We start from the raw sequence: 20,345 nt of genomic DNA on the forward strand, positions 1-20,345 counted from the left end.
ATATCATATATTGAATATAATGACTACTCAATGAATATAGCACCAAAATGTTAAATTACTATGTATTCTATATAATAATGTTGTATAATAAGAAAAAAGGTGGAATAATGATGATAAAATGTGAAAGTTGTGGTGCATCATTTGATGAATTAGAACCAGTTTGTCCATATTGTGGGACTTTAAATTATATTGGTGCAAGTCAAGAATATTATCAAAAACTAGATAAAATAAAAGATGATTTAGAAGATATTCCAGATCAACAAAAAGAATTATATATTGATGTTGCAAAAGATACTGGTAAAAAGACAATGAAATATATTGTTATTGCTATTGGGATTGTTTGTGTTTTAGGGGCTTGCCTTTATTTTATGACACAAGATCGTTCATCTTATGATATGGCTGATGTGCTGAATTGGCAGTTAGAAAATTATGCTACATTGGATGAATTGTATGAACAAGGAGATTATGATAGTATTGTAGATTTTCAATATTCTTTAACAGAAAGTGATTATGATAAAGGCTATTCTTTAATGGATTGGGAACATTATGATTTTATGAATTGTTATGAAGCATATTATTATGTAATGATTATAAAAGAAAATGATGAGATAACAGGGGAGTTTATTGCTGATTTAGGTTTCTTGCTGTATCGTAGTTTGGAAATACGTTTTTCTTTAGAACAATATACATTTAGTGAAGAAGAATATGCATTGTTGGAAATTTATTATTTAGAAGCTTATGATTATATAGTAAATGATTTAGGAATACCGGCAGAAGATATAGAAGTGATTTATGAAGAATCGGTGGATTATGAATATTTTTCGTTAATCCCTTCATATGATTATGCAGAGAGTTTGGGAGGATAGTAGATGAAATGTAAACATTGTGGTTCGAATCTAACAATTGATGCGCGTTATTGTGCATATTGTGGTAATGAGAATCCTTATTTTAAAAAGCATCGTGAAGAAATGCAAGAATATCATGATGAGTATGTAGACACAAAAGAAGAAGTATTACAAGATACTAGAAAGTTTAAACATGTAACGATTAAAACTACCATTATTGCTATTTTAGTAGCTTTCAATTTAATAGTTATTGTTTTGGAATTAAATGTGTACGAGATAGAAAAATGGGTAGATTCTATGTATGTATCTGCACATAAAACTGAATTATTAGAACAGTTAGATGAATTAGAAGCAGCAGAAGCCTTTGAAGATATTGATTATATGTATAGTGAATATAGCTTGTATCGTTATGATGAATTTGATAGCTATTCAGAATTGTTTTCAGCTACTTCATCCTATTATTGGGTTTATGATGGTTTAATTGGATGGGAACAAAGTTTAGAATATGTTGAAAAATATGATTATGATGTCAATGATTATGTAGAATCTCTGGCAAGTAATATTAGTTATTTAGCGAAGTATGGAATACAAGATGACTACGATGACCCGGCAGCTTTTAGTGATGTCCATATGGATTCTATTAATAAAATGAAAGAAAATGTAATGGTTTTAATTAAACAAAATTTTGATTTAGAAGAAGATATTATCACTAACTTCTGGGATCTTTCGAACTTAGAAAGAGAAGTAGCATTAAGTGAAGGGGTGAAGATGAATGAAGAATAAACTTAAGAACTTAAAAATAACAGATATTATTTTATTTATTCTTGCTTTTGCACTCGTTGCTAACAGTGCTATCTTTGTAACCGTTTATCTCGATTATTCCAGTACTTTTTACTATAAAGAAGACTACATAATTAATGATATTATTCAAGAAGAATATAATGATGGATTAACCGAGCTTTCTTATTATCGTATTAGTGAAGAAAATGTAAGCACAATCATGCAAGAATGTTTAGCGTTAGCTGATTATTACAATGCTGCAGTATTATATAGTGCTTATTTAGAAGATGGGCAAACAGAAGTATCCAATACTTATTATGCAATAATGGAAGAATCAAAAGATTCAACAGGTTCACTATTTTATAATATTGCAATCATTAATGAACAACTCAATATACAATAAAAGCTCCCTCACTATAAATAGATTGGTGGTTATCATACTAATACAAGCTTTCATTATCAAAAGTCAATTAAAATGCGGTCACATAACCGCAAAATATTGACTTTTTCCTATTTTATAGTATAGTGTATACGGGATTAGAGTATGGTTTTATGTAAAATTAAAAATAGTTACTGAAAATGAGAATGAAGTTCTTAAATGCCTAGGATTTCATGAAGACGAATTCAAGTAAATAATAGGAGGTATTTGTTATGAAAAAATATTGTGAAGAATGTGGATTTGAAAATGAAACAAAAATAGTTATAAAAAAAGAATCTTATGAGGTTTGTGGAGAAACAATAGAAGTAAATGCAAGAGTGTTGACATGCCAAGAATGTGGAGAAGAGTTTTATTGTGAAGATCTTGATAGTGAAACATTAGTTAGTGCATATAATGAATATCGTAGAAGACATAAACTTTTATTTGCAGAGGATATAAAGAAAATTAGAGAACAATATGGATTAAGCCAAAGAAGTTTTGCAAAACTTCTTAATTGGGGTGATAAAACAATTCATAGATATGAAAATGGTTCAATACAAGATAAAGCACATAACAGTTTACTGCTTTTTTTAAAAGAACCAGAAAATATGAAATTATATATTAAGGAAAATGAAATTTCTCTAAATGATAAACAAAAAGATAAGTTATTGAAGTTAATTGATAAATTAGAAGAAGATAGGGGGTATCGAGAAAAAAATAATTTTTTTGAAATGCTTTTTCCAAAAGAATTATCAGAAGAAAATGGATTTAAATGTTTTGATTATGAAAAAGTATGTGCTATGGTTCTTTTCTTTGCAAATAAGAACACAGAATTATTAAAAACAAAACTTCTTAAATTACTTAATTATGCAGATATGATTTATTATAAGGAAAATGGTGTTTCTATTACTGGAAGTAGATATATCCATTTACCTTATGGACCAGTCATGGAAAATTCTGATATTTTATTTGGGAAAATGACAGATGATCATATTGCACGAATTGATGTTATCTATGAGGGAAAGTATGAGAAACATCAAGTTGTCCCTGAAGAACTATTTCCAGAAGGTGTACTCACAGATGCTGAACTATCTGTTTTAGAACGTATATATACTAGGTTCGTTGACTTTGGATCTGTAGAAATATCAAATTATTCTCACGAAGAAAAAGGATATGCTTCAACAAAACATAGAGAAATTATTTCTTATTCTTATGCAAAATATATAGACTTGCATTAAGATATTCTATAATACTAACTTAAGATAAAAAGCTTGTAGACATGGTCTATAAGCTTTTTATCATTAATTCTTCATATCCTGAATTTTCATCCATTTCTCTAGTGAAACAATATTCTTCCATTTCTAAAATCACTATCTCACAAGTTGTATTCACAAGACAACCATCCATTAAGTGACCACCAATTGTACATAAATCATTATCACTTAAGGAAATATGCAAATGACTACCATGCAATGAAACAGTACCCATTAAAGATACTATTTCATAATCTTTCTTATCATAATGCAACGTTACACCATCTGCTTTACGAATACAAACAGTGTGGATACACCCAACACCAGATAAAATACATCCAGCTTGAATATTATTTTCTAATACATACTGATCTATTTTTTTCATTATATCATCATTATAAACCAATCGAAAAACATGTGTTTTCATAAATAGAACTCCTCTTTATTTTATTAAAAAAGCATTCATTAGAATGCTTTTTTAGAATTTACCACCACGGCCACCGCTACTTCCGCCACCGCCGCCACGGCCACCGCCACCACCATTGTTTTTAGGTTTTACGGTTTTTGATACATGGCTGTATAAGAAACGATCATTGCTATCGGTAAGATTAAATGTTTCTCTAGAAAGATAATTTCCAGCACTATCATTAGCACGAATTGTGTTCATTTGTTTTGATAAGCTAACTACGTATAATATAGAAACAACAACTGAACCAACAACAATATAAATAAGATATTCAAAAATATCAGTAAATTCTTTATATTCATGACTATATGTATAAGGAGTATCTGTTTTTGCTTCTTTTACAAAAAGGGAACTATAGTAAACAAAATCATAAAATCCTTCATCATAATCACCACTACTAAAATCAGAAATAACTTTTTCTTCCATCTGGTCAAGGCAATAATCATTAATCGCAAAATCGCCATAACCTTCAGTAGAAATATACCAATCTCTTGTATCAAGAGAAAGAACTAAAATAACTCCATCACTATCATTATATAACTGAGTATATAAATCATCTGTGTAAGAACGCATGGTTACTTCACTACCATAATCATCCACAGTTACAACACAAATATCAAAATCATATGTTTCTCTTACTTCATCAATAATCTCTTGCATTGCAGTTTCACATTCGCTAGAAATTAAATTAGATTCATCATATATGTCTGAAGCATAGGTTGGTAAAATGCTACAACAACAAACAAATAGACAACAAGTAAGTGCGCTTATTACTTTTTTCATATTAGAAGAACCAAGCAAATAGTGTACCAACCACACTACATGCTACCATGCTTTTCATAAAATAAGTAATACACTTTGTACGATCAATAGGTAACTTACCAACAAATTTACCTGTTTGTCCATTCATTGCAAAAGTATACAATTCATCTTTATAACGAGTATTTAAAATCCATACAGGTAATAAAGCATATTGAATTGTTCCTTGTTCAATACGAATGTTTTTATGATCCACATGAACTGTATTATAACCAGTTACTGTTCCTTGTAATTGGTTTGTAACACTATTTGTGATACGAGTATTAATACGTTGTTCATTATCAAGGCAAGTAACATCATATTTTGATGCTAGATAACCAGATAAAAAACCAGTATTGAAAGGTACTGCTTTCGTATAATCAAATGGTTCAATAGATTCCATCATTGTATCATCCATTTTAATAGAACCATCGGCAGGAACTTTTTCAAATCCCATTGTTCCTTTTCTATGGGCAGCATAATATTTAGTTTTCGTATAAATATAGTTACGATCACTCCACGTATTTGAACGTGTTGCTTTAAACATCACATCTCCAGCACTAGTACAATCATATAACCAGAAAGGAACATAAAGTCCTTGAACTTCTTCAATATGATTATCTGTTTTAAAGCATCTAGGTAATAGTTTTTTTCCTTTTAAAAAGTTAGATAAACTATTAATTGCTTTTTCACGATCTAATTGGAAAGGGATTACTAAATCAGGTCGATAAGATCCTTCTAATTGATCCATTAAGACAACTGGATTGTCACAATAAGGACACTTTGTTGCAGCAGTTACACTATCGGTAATAATTTGACCACCACATGATTTACATTGATAATATTTTAATTGATCAGCTTCTTCTACGTTCCAATCTTCTTGTTTATAATCTTCCCATTTCGGTGTTTCTTCTTTTGTTTCTATATGTTTAGTATAGTCATTTAATGTTGTTGCATCGAATGTTGAATCACAATAAGGACAAGTCATTTCTTGAGACGATGAGTCAAAAGTTACATACCCGCCACAATTAGGACACTTGAATTGATCAGCAGTACTATTTTTTGTCGTTTCCATCAATTACATCCCCACATTCAGGACAGAATTTTGGAGCAGGTTCACCATCTTTAGGAGTCCATCCACATTTATCACAAACAATTTTTACTGTTGCTGGTTTCCCACATTCTGTACAGAACTTACCAGCATTGACAGTACCACATTCACAAGTCCATCCTCCTGCCGGTTTTGGTTTCCCACATTCAACACAGAACTTACCAGTATTAACAGTACCACATTCACAAGTCCATCCATCTACAGGTGCACTAGCAACACCAACTGGTGCTGGTTGAGTAGGGGCATCTTGTTGTTGTTGACCCATTGCAAATAATGATTGAGGAGAAGCTCCACCACTAGCACTTTGAGCCATATTCATTCCAGCAAAAGCCATAAAAGCACCTTGACCTTCATTAGCAGCAGCTGATTTTAAAGCTTCTGCTTGAGCTTGAGCAAGCATTGCAGCAGCTAAAGTTGGATCACGATAAACAGCAGTTTTTTGTAATTCTGTAATCATTGCTTCATCTTCCTGTGAAGCAGTAGCAGAATTAACACCAAATGAAACGATTTCTAAACCACGAAGTTCTTTCCATTTTTCTGATAAAAGATCATTTAAAACAGTAGCCATCTCTTCCGCATGATTTGGTAATGCTGAATAACGAATTCCCATTTCAGAAATTTTCCCAAAAGCAGGTTGCAAAGCAGTTAATAATTCTGTTTTTAACATGCTATCGATTTGAGAACGTTTATATTCAGTTGTTACATTTCCAACAACATTTGTATAGAATAATAAAGGATTTGTAATTTTATAAGAATATTCTCCATTACAACGAATAGAAATATCAACATCCAAACCAATATTTTTATCCACTACTCGAAAAGGAATAGGGTTCATTGTTCCATATTTATTTCCTGTTAATTCTTTTGTATTAATATAATATACTCTTTGATCATTAGGAATCTCACCACCAAAAGTAAAACGATTTCCTAAAGTCTTAAATGATTCTATGATACTAGTACCTAAACTTCCTGCAAAAATACTAGGTTCAGTTGAAGTATCATAAGTAAAAGCACCTGGTTCGGCACATACTTCCATAATTTTCCCTTGTGCTACAATTAACATACATTGGCCATCAGCAACACTAACAACAGAACCATTTGTAATCACATTATCTGATCCTTTTGTATTTGATGAACTAGAAGATGATTTCTTCACACCTTTCACTAATAATGTATCATTACTTATTGAGTCACAAACAAAGTACTCTTTCCATTGATCGGCTAAAGTAGTGCTTAAAGCACTAGTTGCAGCTTTAATTAATCCCATCTTGATAATCCTCCTTTTTTGTTATTATAACACCAAATTTAGGGCTTGTTAATTTATATAGTTAAAATAATGTAAATTTCAATTATTATTGTATAATTCACTATGAAAAATGAATACATATTGACATTCAAGAAGGAAGGTGTAAAATAAAGTCATATCAATATATTTTGATATGATAAAGAAGGTGATGGAATGGCGAATGTAGTGCACTTTAATAAAATTGTAGAAATCAATCAAGCATTAAAACAAGCAGGATTAAGCTGTTCTATTCATGCAGTAGGTGGATGTACCTGTTGTGGATTAGAATTACGATCACCTAAAGCAATAAATCAAGAAGAAGCGATTCTTATTATTAATCAATGTTTAAAAGAACAGTGGTTATATGTTTATCCTGATGGACAATTGTTAAGAATAGAATCGAAATTCAAAAAACTAGTGAGGGAATAAAAATGAAACTATTTCAAAGTAAAGCAGGATCAGTAAAATCAAATGCATTAAATGCAAGAGTAAAAGTATTAGGATCAGGTTGTAAAAAATGTAATGAATTAGAACAAAATGTAAAACTAGCATTAGTAGAATTAGGAATGGAACCAGTAGTAGAACATATTACCGATTTTTCTAAAATAGCAACTTACAATGTAATGAGTATGCCAGCATTAGTAGTTGACAATAAAGTAGTTAGTTATGGAAAAGTATTAACAGTAAATCAAGCAAAAGAATGCATTCAAAATGCAACAGGAGAATAAAATGTTACCAAAAGTAGCCTTTATATGTGTTCATAATTCATGTCGAAGTCAAATGGCAGAAGCATTAGGAAAACAGTTAGCAGCCGATGTTTTTGAAAGTTATTCAGCAGGAACACACACGAAACCACAAATTAATCAAGACGCTGTGCGTCTAATGAAAGATGTCTATCAAATAGATATGGAAGCAACCCAATGTTCGAAAGTATTAGAAGATATACCAGCAGTAGATATTGTTATTACAATGGGGTGTAATGTGGAATGTCCTTTTTTATCATGTAGTCATCGAGAAGACTGGGGATTAGATGATCCTAGTGGTAATGAGGATGCTGTATTTTTAGAAACAATGAAAATGATTGAAACAAAAATTCTAGATTTAAAAAAACGTATTCAAACAAATACTATTGAGATAGACTCTTAATAGTTTTTTTGTTATTGTATAAGTATTAGAAAAGAGGATGTTATGAGAGGATATATTATTGAAAAATATAATAATATGAAAGGATCGTATAGTTGTTATCGACTTTTAGAAGAAGCAAAGAAGTTAGGTGTTTCGCTTCAAATTATTGGTAGTGAGGATACTAGTTTGAAAGATGGATACTTTTATAATGATGGAAAACGATTAGAAGAAGGAACGTTTCTTTTCAATCGCTCAAAAGATAAAAAAGTAAAAGACTTTCTTTCCCTAACAAAACATAGTTATAATCAAACAAATCATTTCTTATATTACAATAACAAATATCATCAACTCCTTGCCATTAAAAACACAGATATTATGACTCCTAATTATCTCTATGGAGATACAAATAAGGTATATCAAGATATCATAGAACAGATAGGTCTTCCTTTTGTAGCAAAAGGATTAGAAAGTTCCATGGGTAAAGAAATATATTTAATTACAACAAAGAAAGAATATGCTTCTTTACCAGAAGCAAATTATTTATTTGAAGAATATATAGCTACAAGTTATGGCAAAGACCTCCGAGTATATGTTATTAATAACAAGGTTGTAGCATGTATGAAAAGACAAGCAAGAGAAGGCTTTAAAGCGAATGTTGCATTAGGTGCCACTGTTACTAATTATTCAATAACACCAGAAATACAAACCATTGTACAACAAATTAGTGAGGTTATTTCTTTGGATTATTATGGTTTAGATTTGTTGTTTGGTAAAACTGGATTTGTATTTTGTGAGCTAAATGTAATGGCGGGATTACAAGGCATTGAACAAGCAACCAATGTGAATATAGCTAAAAAAATAATCCAACATATTATAACAAAAGAAAAAGAACAAGTAATCCAAGATAGCTATCAATCGTATTTAAAAGCACAACCTTTTCTTGATTATCATGCCCTAGATAGTACCAAAAGACATCCAGAACTTAGTCAATCAATAATCGAAACATATTGTCCAAGCAATAATGTAGTAATAACAGGTAGTAAAGGCAAAGGAACAACAGCTAGAATACTTGCAAAGCTATTAGAAAATGTAGGAAAAGTAGGGTTAATGACTAGTCCACATATTTTAGATTTTACAGATCGTATTCAAATAAATAGCCAACCAATTAATGATCTAAACTTTGTTAACGTAATGGATCAAGCAATAACCAAAACAAAAGATATTTCATTACCAGAACACCAATATATTAGTCCAATAGCTATCCAAGCAATTGCATCCTTAGAATATTTCAAACAAGAACAAACAGATTATCAAATCTTTGAATGTGGAAAAGGAGTACGATATGATGATGTCAATAACATCAAACATAAATACGCTATTATTAATCCTATCTTTTTAGAACATACAAGAGAATTAGGGAATAGTATTGAAGCAATTATAGAAGATAAATTAGCGATAATTACAAAGGAAACAAAGTATGTTTTTATTGCCAAACAAAACTTTGATATCGATCTTATATTATCCAAGGTTCCTAGTCATTGTATCGCTAAAATAGAAGGAATTGATTATGGAATTAAAAACCTGCGTTATACCAATCAAGGGATGATTTTTGATGTTTTTAGTAAATATAATTATCAAGATATCTCTCTTCATTTATATGGGAAACATATGGCAAAAAATACAGCTTTAGCCTTATGTGCTTATGAAACAATAACGAAAGAACAATATCCTAAAAAAGATATTCACCTATCTGTTCCAGGAAGACTGGATATCATTAGAACAGATCCTTTTCTATTAGTAGATGCTTGTATTCATGAAAGAAGTAGTTATGAAGTATTGAAAGTTTTAGAATATCGAGGGTTAAAGAAGGTTGTTTTTGTAATTGCGATTCCTGATGATAAGGATTATATAGGGGTTATTGAAACAATACAAGCGTATGCTAGTAAGATTATTTTAACAAAAACAAAGAATCCACATTATCATTTTAGCGATAACCAACAAAAGGTCTTACAAACAAAAAATATTCCTTTTGAATACATAGAAGAAGTGGGTATTCTTGAAGAAGATGTTTGTTATTTAGGAACAACAGCCTATGTAACAGAAATATTAAATCTCTTAAAAGGTAGTGAAAATGGGTAAGCGTTATTGGATGGTTATGCTAACTATCTTGTTTTCTATAATATAGTATGTTATTGTTGCAATATCGGAGGAATAAAAATGAGAAAATACATAGGCTTATTAGGAATGCTTTTATTAACAATCACATTAACAGGATGTGATCAAACACAAGAAGAACTATTAGATTCACAAGAAATAGAAATTTTAGAAGAAGAACAAGAGGTAGTAGGATACGATTATGCATTAGAAGATTTAAAATTGACATCTGCTAGTGAGGGAGATACTTTTGTTATTGATATTACAGGCGATGTTATCACAGAATATAGTGAAGCAACTATTAATGGAGATCAGGCAATCTTTATGCTAAGTATGGAAATGGATGCTGTAACGGTTGCTAGTTTTTCTTATGAAAGTGGACAAACAGTAGTTAGTTGTAATGAAGATAATGATGCCATTGTATCTATTATTATTGATGGCGATTCTCTAACAATTCATGCCACTAATTTCCCCTATGCAATAAGTGAGATAGAAGCTTATACAACCATGATTGTAATCGATGGAGAAACAAAATATAATTATGTTTATACCAGTGATGAAGTAGAACAAGACACTTCATTATTAGAATCATAAAAGGAGCCTAAGCTCCTTTTTGAATACTTATTTCCATTAAGTCTTTTGCTGCTTTACTAAGAAACTTATTTTTATGATAAATAATGGATAAATCTCTTTTTAACTTAACATCTTTAATAGCTACTTGTATTAGTTCTCCTTTTTCAATATCTTCCTTTACTAATAAAAAAGGTAAAATAGAAATACCTAATCCACTCTTTATACTATTAATAATAGCTTGTGTACTAATACTTTCTAATAAAAAATGAATTGATAAAGAATAAGTTTCCACTAAACCATCTAATACCTCTCGTCCAGCACTTCCTTTTTCTCTTGTTAAGAAATTTTGATTATTTAGATCATAGATTTGTATCGCTTTCTTATTAGCGAAAGGATGATCTTTAGGGACAACTAAAACAAGAGGATCTTCTAGAAAATGGGTTGATTGAACAAAAGGACTACTCACTACTCCTTCAATTAAAGCAATATCTAGTTCATTATTTACGATTTTAGATTCAATAATACCTGAATTTTGAACAGTAATAGAAATAAGAAGTTCTGGATTTTTAGTCTTTAGGGCTTGAACAAACGCAGGTAAATAACAATTAGCGATAGTAATACTAGAACCTATTTTTAAGGTACCTAAACCATCAGAATTCATAATGTTATATTCCATTTCTTCATGTAAATCAATAATATGTTGGGCATATTGTAAAAACTGTTTTCCTACTTCTGTAATATGTAGACGATTATTAATACGATCAAATAACTTTACTCCATAATGACTTTCTAAATCAGAAATGGCAACACTAATAGCAGGTTGGGCAATAAATAGCTTTTTACCAGCAGCAGTAAGTGTACCTGTTTGACATACTGCTATAAATATTTTTAAATGTTTTAATGTCATAATACCTCCTATATAAATAATTATATACTTTATATAATATTATAATATTTTACATATAAAAAAACAACTGCTATACTGTAAACAAATAAAAAAAGAAGGAACTAATAATGGAAAAAGGAAAGCTTTGGAAAATGTTTTATACGATGTTTAATTTAAGTATGTTTACCTTTGGAGGTGGTTATGTCATTATCTCCTTGATGAAATCGAAGTTTGTAGAAGAATTAGAATGGTTAAGTGAAGAAGAAGTTTTAAACTTTGCAGCGATTGCCCAATCATGTCCGGGACCAGTTGCTGTCAATGCAGCAATTTTAGTAGGATATCGTATTGGCGGAATTAAAGGTGCACTTGTTGCAATATTGGGAACAGTATTACCACCATTAATCATTCTTTCTGGTATATCATTTGTATATGTTGCTTTTCGAGATAATATTATTGTGAATGCTGTTTTAAAAGGAATGCAAGCAGGAGTAGCTGCTGTTATATTTGATGTTGTTTTTGATTTATCAGCGACTATTTTTAAGAAAAAAGATGTTTCTTATATTATTGTTATGTTTTTAGCTTTTGTGGTAACACAGTTTTTAGGTGTGAATGTTATGTTTATTATTATTTCTTGTGCTTGTTTTGGTATTGTTAAAAGTTGGTATTCCCTTAAAAAAGGAGGGAATGTGTCATGATATTAATGGATTTATTTATTAGTTTTGTGATTGTTGGGATGTTTAGTTTTGGTGGCGGAATGGCAGCTATTCCGTTGATTCAAGAACAAGTAGTAACGATTCATCAATGGTTAAGTTTAACTGAATTTACGGATTTAATAACGATAGCTCAAATGACACCAGGACCGATTGCTATTAATTGTGCTACTTTTGTAGGGATTCAAATAGATGGTCTTACGGGAGCACTTGTTGCAACGATAGGTTGTGTTTTACCATCATGTATTATTGTCAGTATACTGGCTTGGTTATATGTAAAATATAAAGATTCTTTTATTTTAACAGGAGCATTGCAAGGATTACAACCAGCAGTTGTTGCTCTAATAGCAACAGCTGGTCTTAGTATTTTGTTGTTAGCGTTATTTGGGGAAGGAGTAGAAACATATTCTTTGGATAATTTAGATATTATTTCTAGTGTTTTATTTATTGTTTCTTTTGCAATATTAAAAATAAGAAAGAAGACAAATCCTATCCATGTTATGATAGGTTGTGGAATAGTTGGTGGAATGATCTATTTAGCAGTAGACTATTTAGCAATATTATTATAAAAGGAGAAAGTTCATGGGATTCAAAGATAACTTTTTATGGGGTGGTGCCCTATCTGCCTATCAATGTGAAGGTGCTTATAATATAGATGGAAAAGGGATTAGTATTGCAGACGTAAAGAAGATGGGAAGCCTTGGTAAAATGCGTGAAATGACGGATGGAATAGTAGAAGGTCAATATTATCCTAGTCATGAAGCAATTGATTTTTATCATCATTATAAAGAAGATTTAGCGTTATTTAAAGAATTAGGATTTCGATGTTTACGAGTATCCATTGCTTGGTCTCGTATTTATCCTTTAGGGGATGAAAGGGAACCTAATGAAAAAGGATTACAATTTTATGAAGATTTATTTCTGGAATGTAAAAGATTAGAAATAGATGTAATGGTAACTCTTTTTCATGCTGAAACACCTTATCATTTATATAAAACATATGGTTCTTGGGCTAATAAACAATATATTACTTTTTTTGAAAGATTTGCAAAAACAATTATTCAAAGATATAAAGGATTAGTTAGGTATTGGTTAACTTTTAATGAAATAAATGGTCTACCTTATTTGCCAGGACAATCCATAAATTATAAAAAAGGAAACAAACAAGACTTATATCAAGCAGCTCATAACCAATTAGTATGTTGTGCAATTGCTACAAAATATGCTCATGAAATAGATAAAGAATGTAAAGTAGGTTGTATGTTGTTGTATCCAACAACATATCCTTTTAGTAGTAAACCAGAAGATAATTTAGAGGTATTAAAATTTAAACAAGAACTAAGTTTTTATAGTGATGCACAAATAAGAGGATACTACACACCTAATATGTTAAAAATATTAGAAAATGAAAATGTATCTTTGGATATAACAGACAAAGAACGAGAATTATTACAAATAGGTACAGTAGATTTTATTTCTTTTAGTTATTATAATTCTAATGTTTTAGGTACTACCAAAGAACAATTAGAACAAGCAAATGGAAATATCATTAGAGGTATAAAAAACCCATATTTACAATCTAGTGAATGGGGTTGGCAAATAGATCCTATTGGACTAAGAATAGCTTTAAATGAATTATATGATAAATATCAATTACCTTTATTTATTGTAGAAAATGGTTTAGGTGCAAAAGATACAGTAACTAAAAAAGATGAAATTATAGATGATTATCGAATTGATTATTTAAGAGCGCATATTGGTGCTATGAAAGAAGCAGTAGATTATGATGGAGTAGATGTAATGGGTTATACAGCTTGGGGACCTATTGATATTGTTGGGGCAGGAACAGGTCAAATGTCAAAACGTTATGGATTTATCTATGTAGATAAAGATGATCAAGGTAATGGTACTTTACAAAGAAAGAAAAAGAAATCTTTTTATTGGTATCAACAAGTTATTAAAACTAATGGAGAAGAATTATAAAAGTGAGCATAGGCTCACTTTTTAGTTGTTTTCTATTTGTATTTGATAGATTTTACCCCATAGATAGATTTGATAGAAATAAGCTAGTAGTTGAGGTCCAGTCATTAATTGTCCAAACCAAGGAGTTTTAAAACTAGAAGGATCAGTTATTACTTCTTTTAGTTTTTTGATATCAAATAATTTGTATAAAATATTTTCTTTTTCTTGTAAAGATTGTAATAATAAGTCTTGAATATATTGAGTATATTTAGGATGGTGTGTTTTGGGATAAGGATTTTTTTTACGTCCATAAATAGACTCAGGTAATAAATCTTTGAAGGCTTCTCGTAATAATGATTTTTCAACACCATTATGATACATATAGGAAGTAGGAACATTATACATGTATTGAATAATTTCTTTTGATGCAAAAGGGACTCTTTGTTCAATCGATGCACGCATTGATTGACTATCGGCTCTTGTTAGTAATGTTTGCATAAACCATTGATAGTGTAAATGGATCATTTTTCTTTTAGGGGCATCTAAGGAAGAATCACTACTGTTATGATGAATATAAGAAGAATACTGATAACTATCTTTTACATACAATGGAATATCTAATTGTTTTACATAATCACTATATAATTCATTTCTATTTTCTATATCTCTTATCCAAGGGAAACAATCTTGATTTTGATAAAACCATGGATAACCACCAAATATTTCATCAGCACATTCCCCTGATAAGACTACTTTATGATTTTTACCAATCTCTTTGCAAAACAAAAGAAAACTACTATCAATATCAGCCATACCAGGCATGTCTCTAGCAACTAAAGCTTCTTCTAGAGAATTTACTAAATCTTCTTGAGATAATGTAATGCTAGTATGTTTATTTTGATAACGATCGATCATTGCTTGAATATAATCTTCGTCTCTCGATGTTTGATAGGCATAAGCTTGGAAATGTTCTGCTTGTTGTTGGTAGTCGACACTATAAGTAGCTAAGTTATTGTTGTATTGGCTTGCAAGGGCACATATAATACTCGAATCAAGTCCTCCTGAAAGCATACAAGAAATAGGAACATCACTTAATAATTGTTGGTGAATACTTTTGTTTACCAAATGACGAACATGACGAATTGTTTCTTGATAACTATGGGGATGCGTACGTTTTTCTAATTGAAAGTAACAAGTAATTGAAATACCTAGTTCATTAGCACATAAGTAATGACCTGGAGCTAAACTATGAATATCTTTATAAATTGTTTTACCCGGAGTAACACTTGGTCCTAATCCTAATAATTCTTTGATACCATTATCAGTTACTACTGCTTTTTTTAAATATTTTAAAATACATTTTATCTCACTAGCTACTAATAGTTCATGATCTTTATATAAATAGAAAAGTGGTTTAACTCCTAAATGATCTCTAGCTACAAAGACATTATTTTCATGATAAATAATAAAAGAAAAAATCCCATCTAAATACTCAACACACTTTTTACCATAAGCTATATAACTGACTAATATTACTTCTGTATCACTTTGACTATAAAAATGATAACCATCATCAATCAATTGTTGTTTTAATTCATTCATGTTATATATCTCACCATTATAACTAATCCAATATTCTTTATTTAAATGAGTATAACAAAAAGGTTGTTTCCCACCTTCTAAATCAATAATACTTAATCTTCGATGTCCTAAAATACAATGTTCACTAATAAATATATTTTCATCATCAGGACCTCTTTTCTTTAGTAATGCAAGCATTTCTTGCATTTCTTTTTGTTTGTTACTAATATCTTGACAAGGATGAAATAATCCTAAAATACCACACATGCAATCACCTCAAGTAAACATATGATAGAAGTTAGTAAATAGACCAAAACAGATTGAAAATAATTATTTTATGTTGTTACAAAGCCATAAATCAGAGAATGAAACATAAATAAAAAAAGAGATCGCTCTCTTTTTTATTTTTCTTCTTTTGTTTCTTTTAAGAATTCACCAACAGATGTGGCCATACTAGCGACATCTTGTAATGAACTAGGAACAATAATTTTTGTAGCTGAACCATGAGCTAACTCTTCTAAAGCTTTATAACCTTGTAATGTTAAGTATGCTTGATTTGGGTTAGCTGAATTGATGTATTCAATACCTCTTGCTTGAGCTTCATATACTAAACGTAATGATTCTGCTTCCCCTTGTGCTAAAGTGATTTTTGCTTCTCTATCAGCAGTAGCACGTAAGATAATTGATTCTTTATCTCCTTCTGCATTTAAGATAGCAGACATCTTTTTCCCTTCTGCAATTAAGATAGCTTCACGTCTTTCACGTTCAGCACGCATTTGTTTTTCCATTGCTTCTTGGATATCTCTAGGTGGGATAATGTTCTTTACTTCAACACGATGAACTTTGATTCCCCAAGGGTCTGTTGCTTCATCTAGAATAGAACGCATTCTTGAGTTGATTAAATCACGTGATGTTAATGTTTCATCTAATTCTAATTCACCAATAATATTTCTTAATGTTGTTGCTGTTAAGTTTTCAATCGCGTTAATTGGACGATCAACACCATATGTGAATAATTTTGGATCCGTAATTTGATAATAAACAACAGTATCTATTTGCATTGTTACATTGTCTTTAGTAATTACTGGTTGTGGTGCAAAATCAATTACTTGTTCCTTTAATGAAACACGATTTGCTAAACGATCAAAGAATGGAATAAAGACATGTAATCCAACACTACATGTACGATTATAAGCTCCTAATCTTTCTACTACATATGCTTTTGATTGGGGTACAATACGAATTACATTTGCTAATATACTTACCAAAATAAGAATAATTACTAACCATAACCCTAAACTCATTGCTCCTGAAATAATATCTTCAATAAACATAATTTTTCCTCTAACTTTCTATTTGTTTTACAATCAAATGTGCTCCTTCAATTGCTAATACTTCACAATAACTACCACATGCAATATGTGAGTTATCAAAACTAGATGCTGCCCAAAAAGACGATAATACTTTTACTTCTCCTTTTGAATCTTGGTTTATTTCTTTTATTACTACTGCATGTTTTCCAATTAATCGATCACTATTGGTAGGAACAACATTGGTCTTAAAATATTTTTTTGCTATTGGCCTAGTGACAATTAAAGATGTGGCAGTTGCAATAATAAAGAGTGCTATTTGAATAGAATCATTGAAACCAAACAAAGATCCAAGCATCGCTATAATGGCACCTAGCCCAAACCATATACTTACTAAATCAGTAGTAATTGCTTCTATAATAATACTAATAATAATAATAAGCAACCATAATGTTATCATATCTTTTCTCCTTATAAATTAATAATTAAAATTTGATGTACCACATCAAACTTAGCGGAATATTTTACTTGATTATCCCCCAAGTCAACATTACCAACTGTTGCTACTTGTTCTAAAAATACCTTATTTGTTATACGTCCATAGCTTTTCCCTATTGATATACGATGTAATTGTTCTCTTGGATAATAGTTTGCATCCAATTGTTCCTTAGCTACAGGTTTGATACCTAAAAGATGTTTTTCACTATCTAAACCTAATAATACATATTGTACATTTTCAAAATGTCTACAGGCTGCAGTATTTAATGTAATTGTATTATTAGATACAGTCACTATTTCTTTTGCGATATCATTTGGTGACCATTCAAAATTCATAGTTCCTCCTCCTTTAATGACATTATATTATAAATATTATTTTTATGCAATATAATTATTCTAAAGGAAAAGAGAAACTAATTTGAGACAAAAAACACATCTTTTTAAGTTATAATATATATCATAGAAACAAAAACAGATAATGTACAAAAAAATAAAAATAATGTATAATGCTTGCGAGGTGGTATAATGAAAAAAGTGATACGAATCTTACTTTGTTTTTCTTTATGGATTGGATTAAGTGGATGTCAAAAGGAAGAAGAGATAGAATACCTATATACTCTTCACTATTATTATTTAGATGTTTGCAATGTTTGCAATGCATTTAATGAAGATGGTATTCCTTTGATAGAAGAAGAGCTAGGAGATATTGTAGAAATTGTTTATCATGATTTAGATGATATATCGAATCAAGAAGAATATGATGAGTTATTATCTAGAATTGATGTAGATTCTATAGGGATTGATTTTTATGCCCAAGCTCCAACTTTGATTTTAGAAGGTTATTTTATAAAAGTGGGTATTTACCCAGGAGATTATGAAATATTTGTAGAAGATATTAAAAGAGCTATTAACGGTGAAGAACTAAGTGATGATTTATCATTTGGACGTGCACTATTTTTAGATACTGTTGACTAGGAGGAAGATAAAATGCCAACACCACATAATGAAGCCCAAATGGGACAAATTGCAAAAACTGTATTAATGCCAGGGGATCCTTTAAGAGCAAAGTTTCTTGCAGATACTTATTTAGAAAATGTAACACAATTTAATGCTGTTCGTAATATGTTTGGATATACTGGAACTTATAAAGGAAAAGAAGTTTCTATCATGGGTTCGGGGATGGGAATGCCTTCTATTGGTATTTATAGTTTTGAATTATTTACACAATATGGTGTAGAAAATATTATTAGAATTGGTTCAGCTGGAGGATATTCTAAAGATGTTCATGTTCGTGATATTATCTTAGTACAAGGAAGTTGTACAGATAGTAATTTTGCACATCAATATGAATTACCAGGTACGTATAGTGCGATATCTGATTTTGGCTTATTATTTGATGCTGTAACGAAAGCAAAAGAAATGGGTGTAAATTACCATGTCGGTAATGTTCTTGCATCTGATGTATTCTATCATGCTGATAAAGGGAATGTAGAGAAATGGGCTTCTATGGGAGTTTTAGCAGTAGAAATGGAATCTTATGCATTGTTTGCAACAGCAGCTTATTTAAAGAAAAAAGCATTTACTTTATTAACTGTTTCCGATTCATTAGTTTTAGATGAAGATACGTCTCCAGAACAAAGAGAAAAGACATTTACGGATATGATGGAAATTGCATTGGAGATTAGTCGATAATGAGACGAGTTGCATTATTTGATTTTGATAATACATTAATTAAAGGAGACTCTATTCATAAATTAGTATTGTATTATTTAAAACAAAATCCGATATCTTTCTTATACTTATGGAAAGTAGCTTATTATTATATATGTTATGTTCTAGGAATATTTAGAATTGAAAAAGCAAAAGATGCTTTATTGTTCCCACTTAAAAAAATGTCTACAAAAGAAATTGATCTTTTTATAGAAAAAGAAATAGTTCCTAATCTTTATGAAAATGTAGTACAAGAATTAGAAGATAAAAAAGAACAAGGATTCCTTATCTTTATTGTTTCTGCTTCTGCAGAAAAATACTTAAAAAGAATTCCTTTACCAGCAGATTATTTTATTGGTACTAGATATAAAGATAATCAATTAGTAGGTAAAAATTGTGTTTCCATAAACAAAGTACCTAGAATAGAAAAGGTTCTAAAAGAAGAAAATATTGAAATTGATTATGATAACTCTTATGGATATTCAGATTCTCCATTAGATATACCAATGTTAGATATGGTAAAAAATAGAATTCAAGTAGAATTAAAAACAGGTATGATGAAAGAATATAGCTTTGTAAAAGAAGAAGATAAACAAAAAACCAACCCAGAAGAAAACTAGGGTTGGTTTTTACATAGGATTGCTTAATCATGAATAGTATTTAAATCATAGAATAGTAACATAATATTAATAAGCCCTGCTACTCCGACAACAATATAGATAAGCATCGTTATAAAACTATTAACACCAAAGAGTGCTTCTACTAAGTTGAAAGAAAATAATCCAATCAACCCCCAGTTTAGTGCACCTACAATAGTAAAAACTAATGCAATTTTTTGTATTAAGTCCATAGTATACCTCCTGTTGTTATTCTAACCAAT

25 protein-coding genes are annotated in these 20,345 nt (G+C 30.0%); 15 read left to right on the forward strand and 10 right to left on the reverse strand.

Annotation, left to right across the window (positions count from 1 at the left end):
• Positions 1 to 107 precede the first annotated feature (107 nt).
• From LRR82_RS00350 to LRR82_RS00365, 4 genes are all read left to right on the forward strand, one after another.
• The gene (locus LRR82_RS00350; protein WP_249029539.1) at positions 108 to 866 is read left to right on the forward strand and encodes a zinc ribbon domain-containing protein; all 759 of its coding nucleotides are present in this window, start codon (positions 108 to 110) and stop codon (positions 864 to 866) included.
• Positions 867 to 869: 3 nt separating this feature from the next.
• Entirely contained in the window at positions 870 to 1,628 is a 759-nt protein-coding gene (locus LRR82_RS00355; protein ID WP_249029540.1) for a zinc ribbon domain-containing protein, read from the forward strand.
• Positions 1,618 to 2,028, forward strand: coding sequence for a hypothetical protein (locus tag LRR82_RS00360; RefSeq protein WP_249029541.1), 411 nt, complete (start codon positions 1,618 to 1,620; stop codon positions 2,026 to 2,028). Before LRR82_RS00355 ends, LRR82_RS00360 begins: the two co-directional genes overlap by 11 nt.
• Positions 2,029 to 2,276: 248 nt before the next feature.
• A complete protein-coding gene (locus tag LRR82_RS00365) occupies positions 2,277 to 3,281 on the forward strand; it encodes a type II TA system antitoxin MqsA family protein (protein ID WP_249029542.1) in 1,005 nt (334 codons plus the stop codon).
• Between the two features lie 46 nt (positions 3,282 to 3,327).
• Here the strand turns inward: LRR82_RS00365 and LRR82_RS00370 are convergent, their stop codons facing one another.
• Genes LRR82_RS00370 through LRR82_RS00385 form a run of 4 tightly spaced genes read right to left on the reverse strand, consistent with a single transcriptional unit; the run spans position 3,328 to position 6,938 of the window.
• Entirely contained in the window at positions 3,328 to 3,723 is a 396-nt protein-coding gene (locus tag LRR82_RS00370) for a PPC domain-containing DNA-binding protein (protein ID WP_249029543.1), read from the reverse strand.
• A 51-nt stretch (positions 3,724 to 3,774) separates the two neighbouring features.
• A complete protein-coding gene (locus LRR82_RS00375) occupies positions 3,775 to 4,545 on the reverse strand; it encodes a TPM domain-containing protein (RefSeq protein ID WP_249029544.1) in 771 nt (256 codons plus the stop codon).
• A gap of 1 nt (position 4,546) precedes the next feature.
• The gene (locus tag LRR82_RS00380; protein ID WP_249029545.1) at positions 4,547 to 5,635 is read right to left on the reverse strand and encodes a hypothetical protein; all 1,089 of its coding nucleotides are present in this window, start codon (positions 5,633 to 5,635) and stop codon (positions 4,547 to 4,549) included.
• Entirely contained in the window at positions 5,616 to 6,938 is a 1,323-nt protein-coding gene (locus LRR82_RS00385; protein WP_249029546.1) for an SPFH domain-containing protein, read from the reverse strand. Before LRR82_RS00385 ends, LRR82_RS00380 begins: the two co-directional genes overlap by 20 nt.
• 192 nt (positions 6,939 to 7,130) lie before the next feature.
• Here LRR82_RS00385 and LRR82_RS00390 point away from each other — a divergent pair, with 192 nt between their 5' ends.
• The 5 genes from LRR82_RS00390 (at position 7,131) to LRR82_RS00410 (ending at position 10,829) form a co-directional block, all read left to right on the forward strand.
• Positions 7,131 to 7,385, forward strand: coding sequence for an RDAC family protein (locus LRR82_RS00390; RefSeq protein WP_249029547.1), 255 nt, complete (start codon positions 7,131 to 7,133; stop codon positions 7,383 to 7,385).
• Positions 7,386 to 7,387: 2 nt separating this feature from the next.
• Positions 7,388 to 7,684, forward strand: coding sequence for a thioredoxin family protein (locus tag LRR82_RS00395; RefSeq protein WP_249029548.1), 297 nt, complete (start codon positions 7,388 to 7,390; stop codon positions 7,682 to 7,684).
• Position 7,685: 1 nt separating this feature from the next.
• Entirely contained in the window at positions 7,686 to 8,102 is a 417-nt protein-coding gene (locus LRR82_RS00400; RefSeq protein ID WP_249029549.1) for an arsenate reductase ArsC, read from the forward strand.
• A 42-nt stretch (positions 8,103 to 8,144) separates the two neighbouring features.
• Positions 8,145 to 10,220 (forward strand): RimK family alpha-L-glutamate ligase, encoded by a 2,076-nt coding sequence (locus LRR82_RS00405; protein WP_249029550.1) that lies wholly within the window; start codon positions 8,145 to 8,147, stop codon positions 10,218 to 10,220.
• A gap of 78 nt (positions 10,221 to 10,298) precedes the next feature.
• Positions 10,299 to 10,829 (forward strand): hypothetical protein, encoded by a 531-nt coding sequence (locus tag LRR82_RS00410; RefSeq protein ID WP_249029551.1) that lies wholly within the window; start codon positions 10,299 to 10,301, stop codon positions 10,827 to 10,829.
• Between the two features lie 7 nt (positions 10,830 to 10,836).
• Here the strand turns inward: LRR82_RS00410 and LRR82_RS00415 are convergent, their stop codons facing one another.
• On the reverse strand, positions 10,837 to 11,715 hold the full coding sequence (locus LRR82_RS00415; protein WP_249029552.1) for a LysR family transcriptional regulator: 879 nt from the start codon (positions 11,713 to 11,715) through the stop codon (positions 10,837 to 10,839).
• A gap of 107 nt (positions 11,716 to 11,822) precedes the next feature.
• On the opposite strand from LRR82_RS00415, the gene LRR82_RS00420 reads away from it, so the two are divergent.
• Genes LRR82_RS00420 through LRR82_RS00430 form a run of 3 tightly spaced genes read left to right on the forward strand, consistent with a single transcriptional unit; the run spans position 11,823 to position 14,387 of the window.
• Complete coding sequence (locus LRR82_RS00420) at positions 11,823 to 12,389, forward strand: chromate transporter (RefSeq protein ID WP_249029553.1); 567 nt, start codon at positions 11,823 to 11,825, stop codon at positions 12,387 to 12,389.
• Complete coding sequence (locus tag LRR82_RS00425) at positions 12,386 to 12,973, forward strand: chromate transporter (protein ID WP_249029554.1); 588 nt, start codon at positions 12,386 to 12,388, stop codon at positions 12,971 to 12,973. The genes LRR82_RS00420 and LRR82_RS00425 overlap by 4 nt, the downstream gene beginning before the upstream one ends.
• Positions 12,974 to 12,986: 13 nt before the next feature.
• A complete protein-coding gene (locus LRR82_RS00430) occupies positions 12,987 to 14,387 on the forward strand; it encodes a family 1 glycosylhydrolase (protein WP_249029555.1) in 1,401 nt (466 codons plus the stop codon).
• Positions 14,388 to 14,408: 21 nt separating this feature from the next.
• On the opposite strand, the gene asnB is transcribed toward LRR82_RS00430, so the two are convergent.
• From asnB to LRR82_RS00450, 4 genes are all read right to left on the reverse strand, one after another.
• Positions 14,409 to 16,214 carry an asparagine synthase (glutamine-hydrolyzing) gene (gene asnB, locus LRR82_RS00435; protein ID WP_249029556.1) on the reverse strand — a complete coding sequence of 602 codons (1,806 nt, stop codon included), beginning with the start codon at positions 16,212 to 16,214 and terminating at the stop codon, positions 14,409 to 14,411.
• A gap of 134 nt (positions 16,215 to 16,348) precedes the next feature.
• Positions 16,349 to 17,251: an SPFH domain-containing protein gene (locus tag LRR82_RS00440; protein WP_399201169.1), complete on the reverse strand. Its 903-nt coding sequence runs from the start codon at positions 17,249 to 17,251 to the stop codon at positions 16,349 to 16,351.
• 40 nt (positions 17,252 to 17,291) lie between these two features.
• Positions 17,292 to 17,717, reverse strand: a complete 426-nt coding sequence (locus LRR82_RS00445) for an NfeD family protein (protein ID WP_249029558.1) — start codon at positions 17,715 to 17,717, stop codon at positions 17,292 to 17,294.
• 11 nt (positions 17,718 to 17,728) lie between these two features.
• Entirely contained in the window at positions 17,729 to 18,091 is a 363-nt protein-coding gene (locus LRR82_RS00450; RefSeq protein WP_249029559.1) for a hypothetical protein, read from the reverse strand.
• 189 nt (positions 18,092 to 18,280) lie between these two features.
• Between LRR82_RS00450 and LRR82_RS00455 the strand changes: the two genes are divergently transcribed.
• The 3 genes from LRR82_RS00455 to LRR82_RS00465 are packed head-to-tail and all read left to right on the forward strand — an operon-like array spanning position 18,281 to position 20,085.
• The gene (locus LRR82_RS00455; RefSeq protein WP_249029560.1) at positions 18,281 to 18,730 is read left to right on the forward strand and encodes a hypothetical protein; all 450 of its coding nucleotides are present in this window, start codon (positions 18,281 to 18,283) and stop codon (positions 18,728 to 18,730) included.
• A gap of 12 nt (positions 18,731 to 18,742) precedes the next feature.
• Positions 18,743 to 19,447, forward strand: a complete 705-nt coding sequence (deoD, locus tag LRR82_RS00460; RefSeq protein ID WP_249029561.1) for a purine-nucleoside phosphorylase — start codon at positions 18,743 to 18,745, stop codon at positions 19,445 to 19,447.
• Positions 19,447 to 20,085, forward strand: coding sequence for an HAD family hydrolase (locus LRR82_RS00465; RefSeq protein ID WP_249029562.1), 639 nt, complete (start codon positions 19,447 to 19,449; stop codon positions 20,083 to 20,085). The genes deoD and LRR82_RS00465 overlap by 1 nt, the downstream gene beginning before the upstream one ends.
• Before the next feature lie 23 nt (positions 20,086 to 20,108).
• Here the strand turns inward: LRR82_RS00465 and LRR82_RS00470 are convergent, their stop codons facing one another.
• A complete protein-coding gene (locus LRR82_RS00470) occupies positions 20,109 to 20,315 on the reverse strand; it encodes a DUF378 domain-containing protein (protein WP_249029563.1) in 207 nt (68 codons plus the stop codon).
• Positions 20,316 to 20,345 lie beyond the last annotated feature (30 nt).

It is taken from the genome of Tannockella kyphosi (genome assembly GCF_021054785.1).
Taxonomy (GTDB): domain Bacteria; phylum Bacillota_I; class Bacilli_A; order Erysipelotrichales; family Coprobacillaceae; genus Tannockella; species Tannockella kyphosi.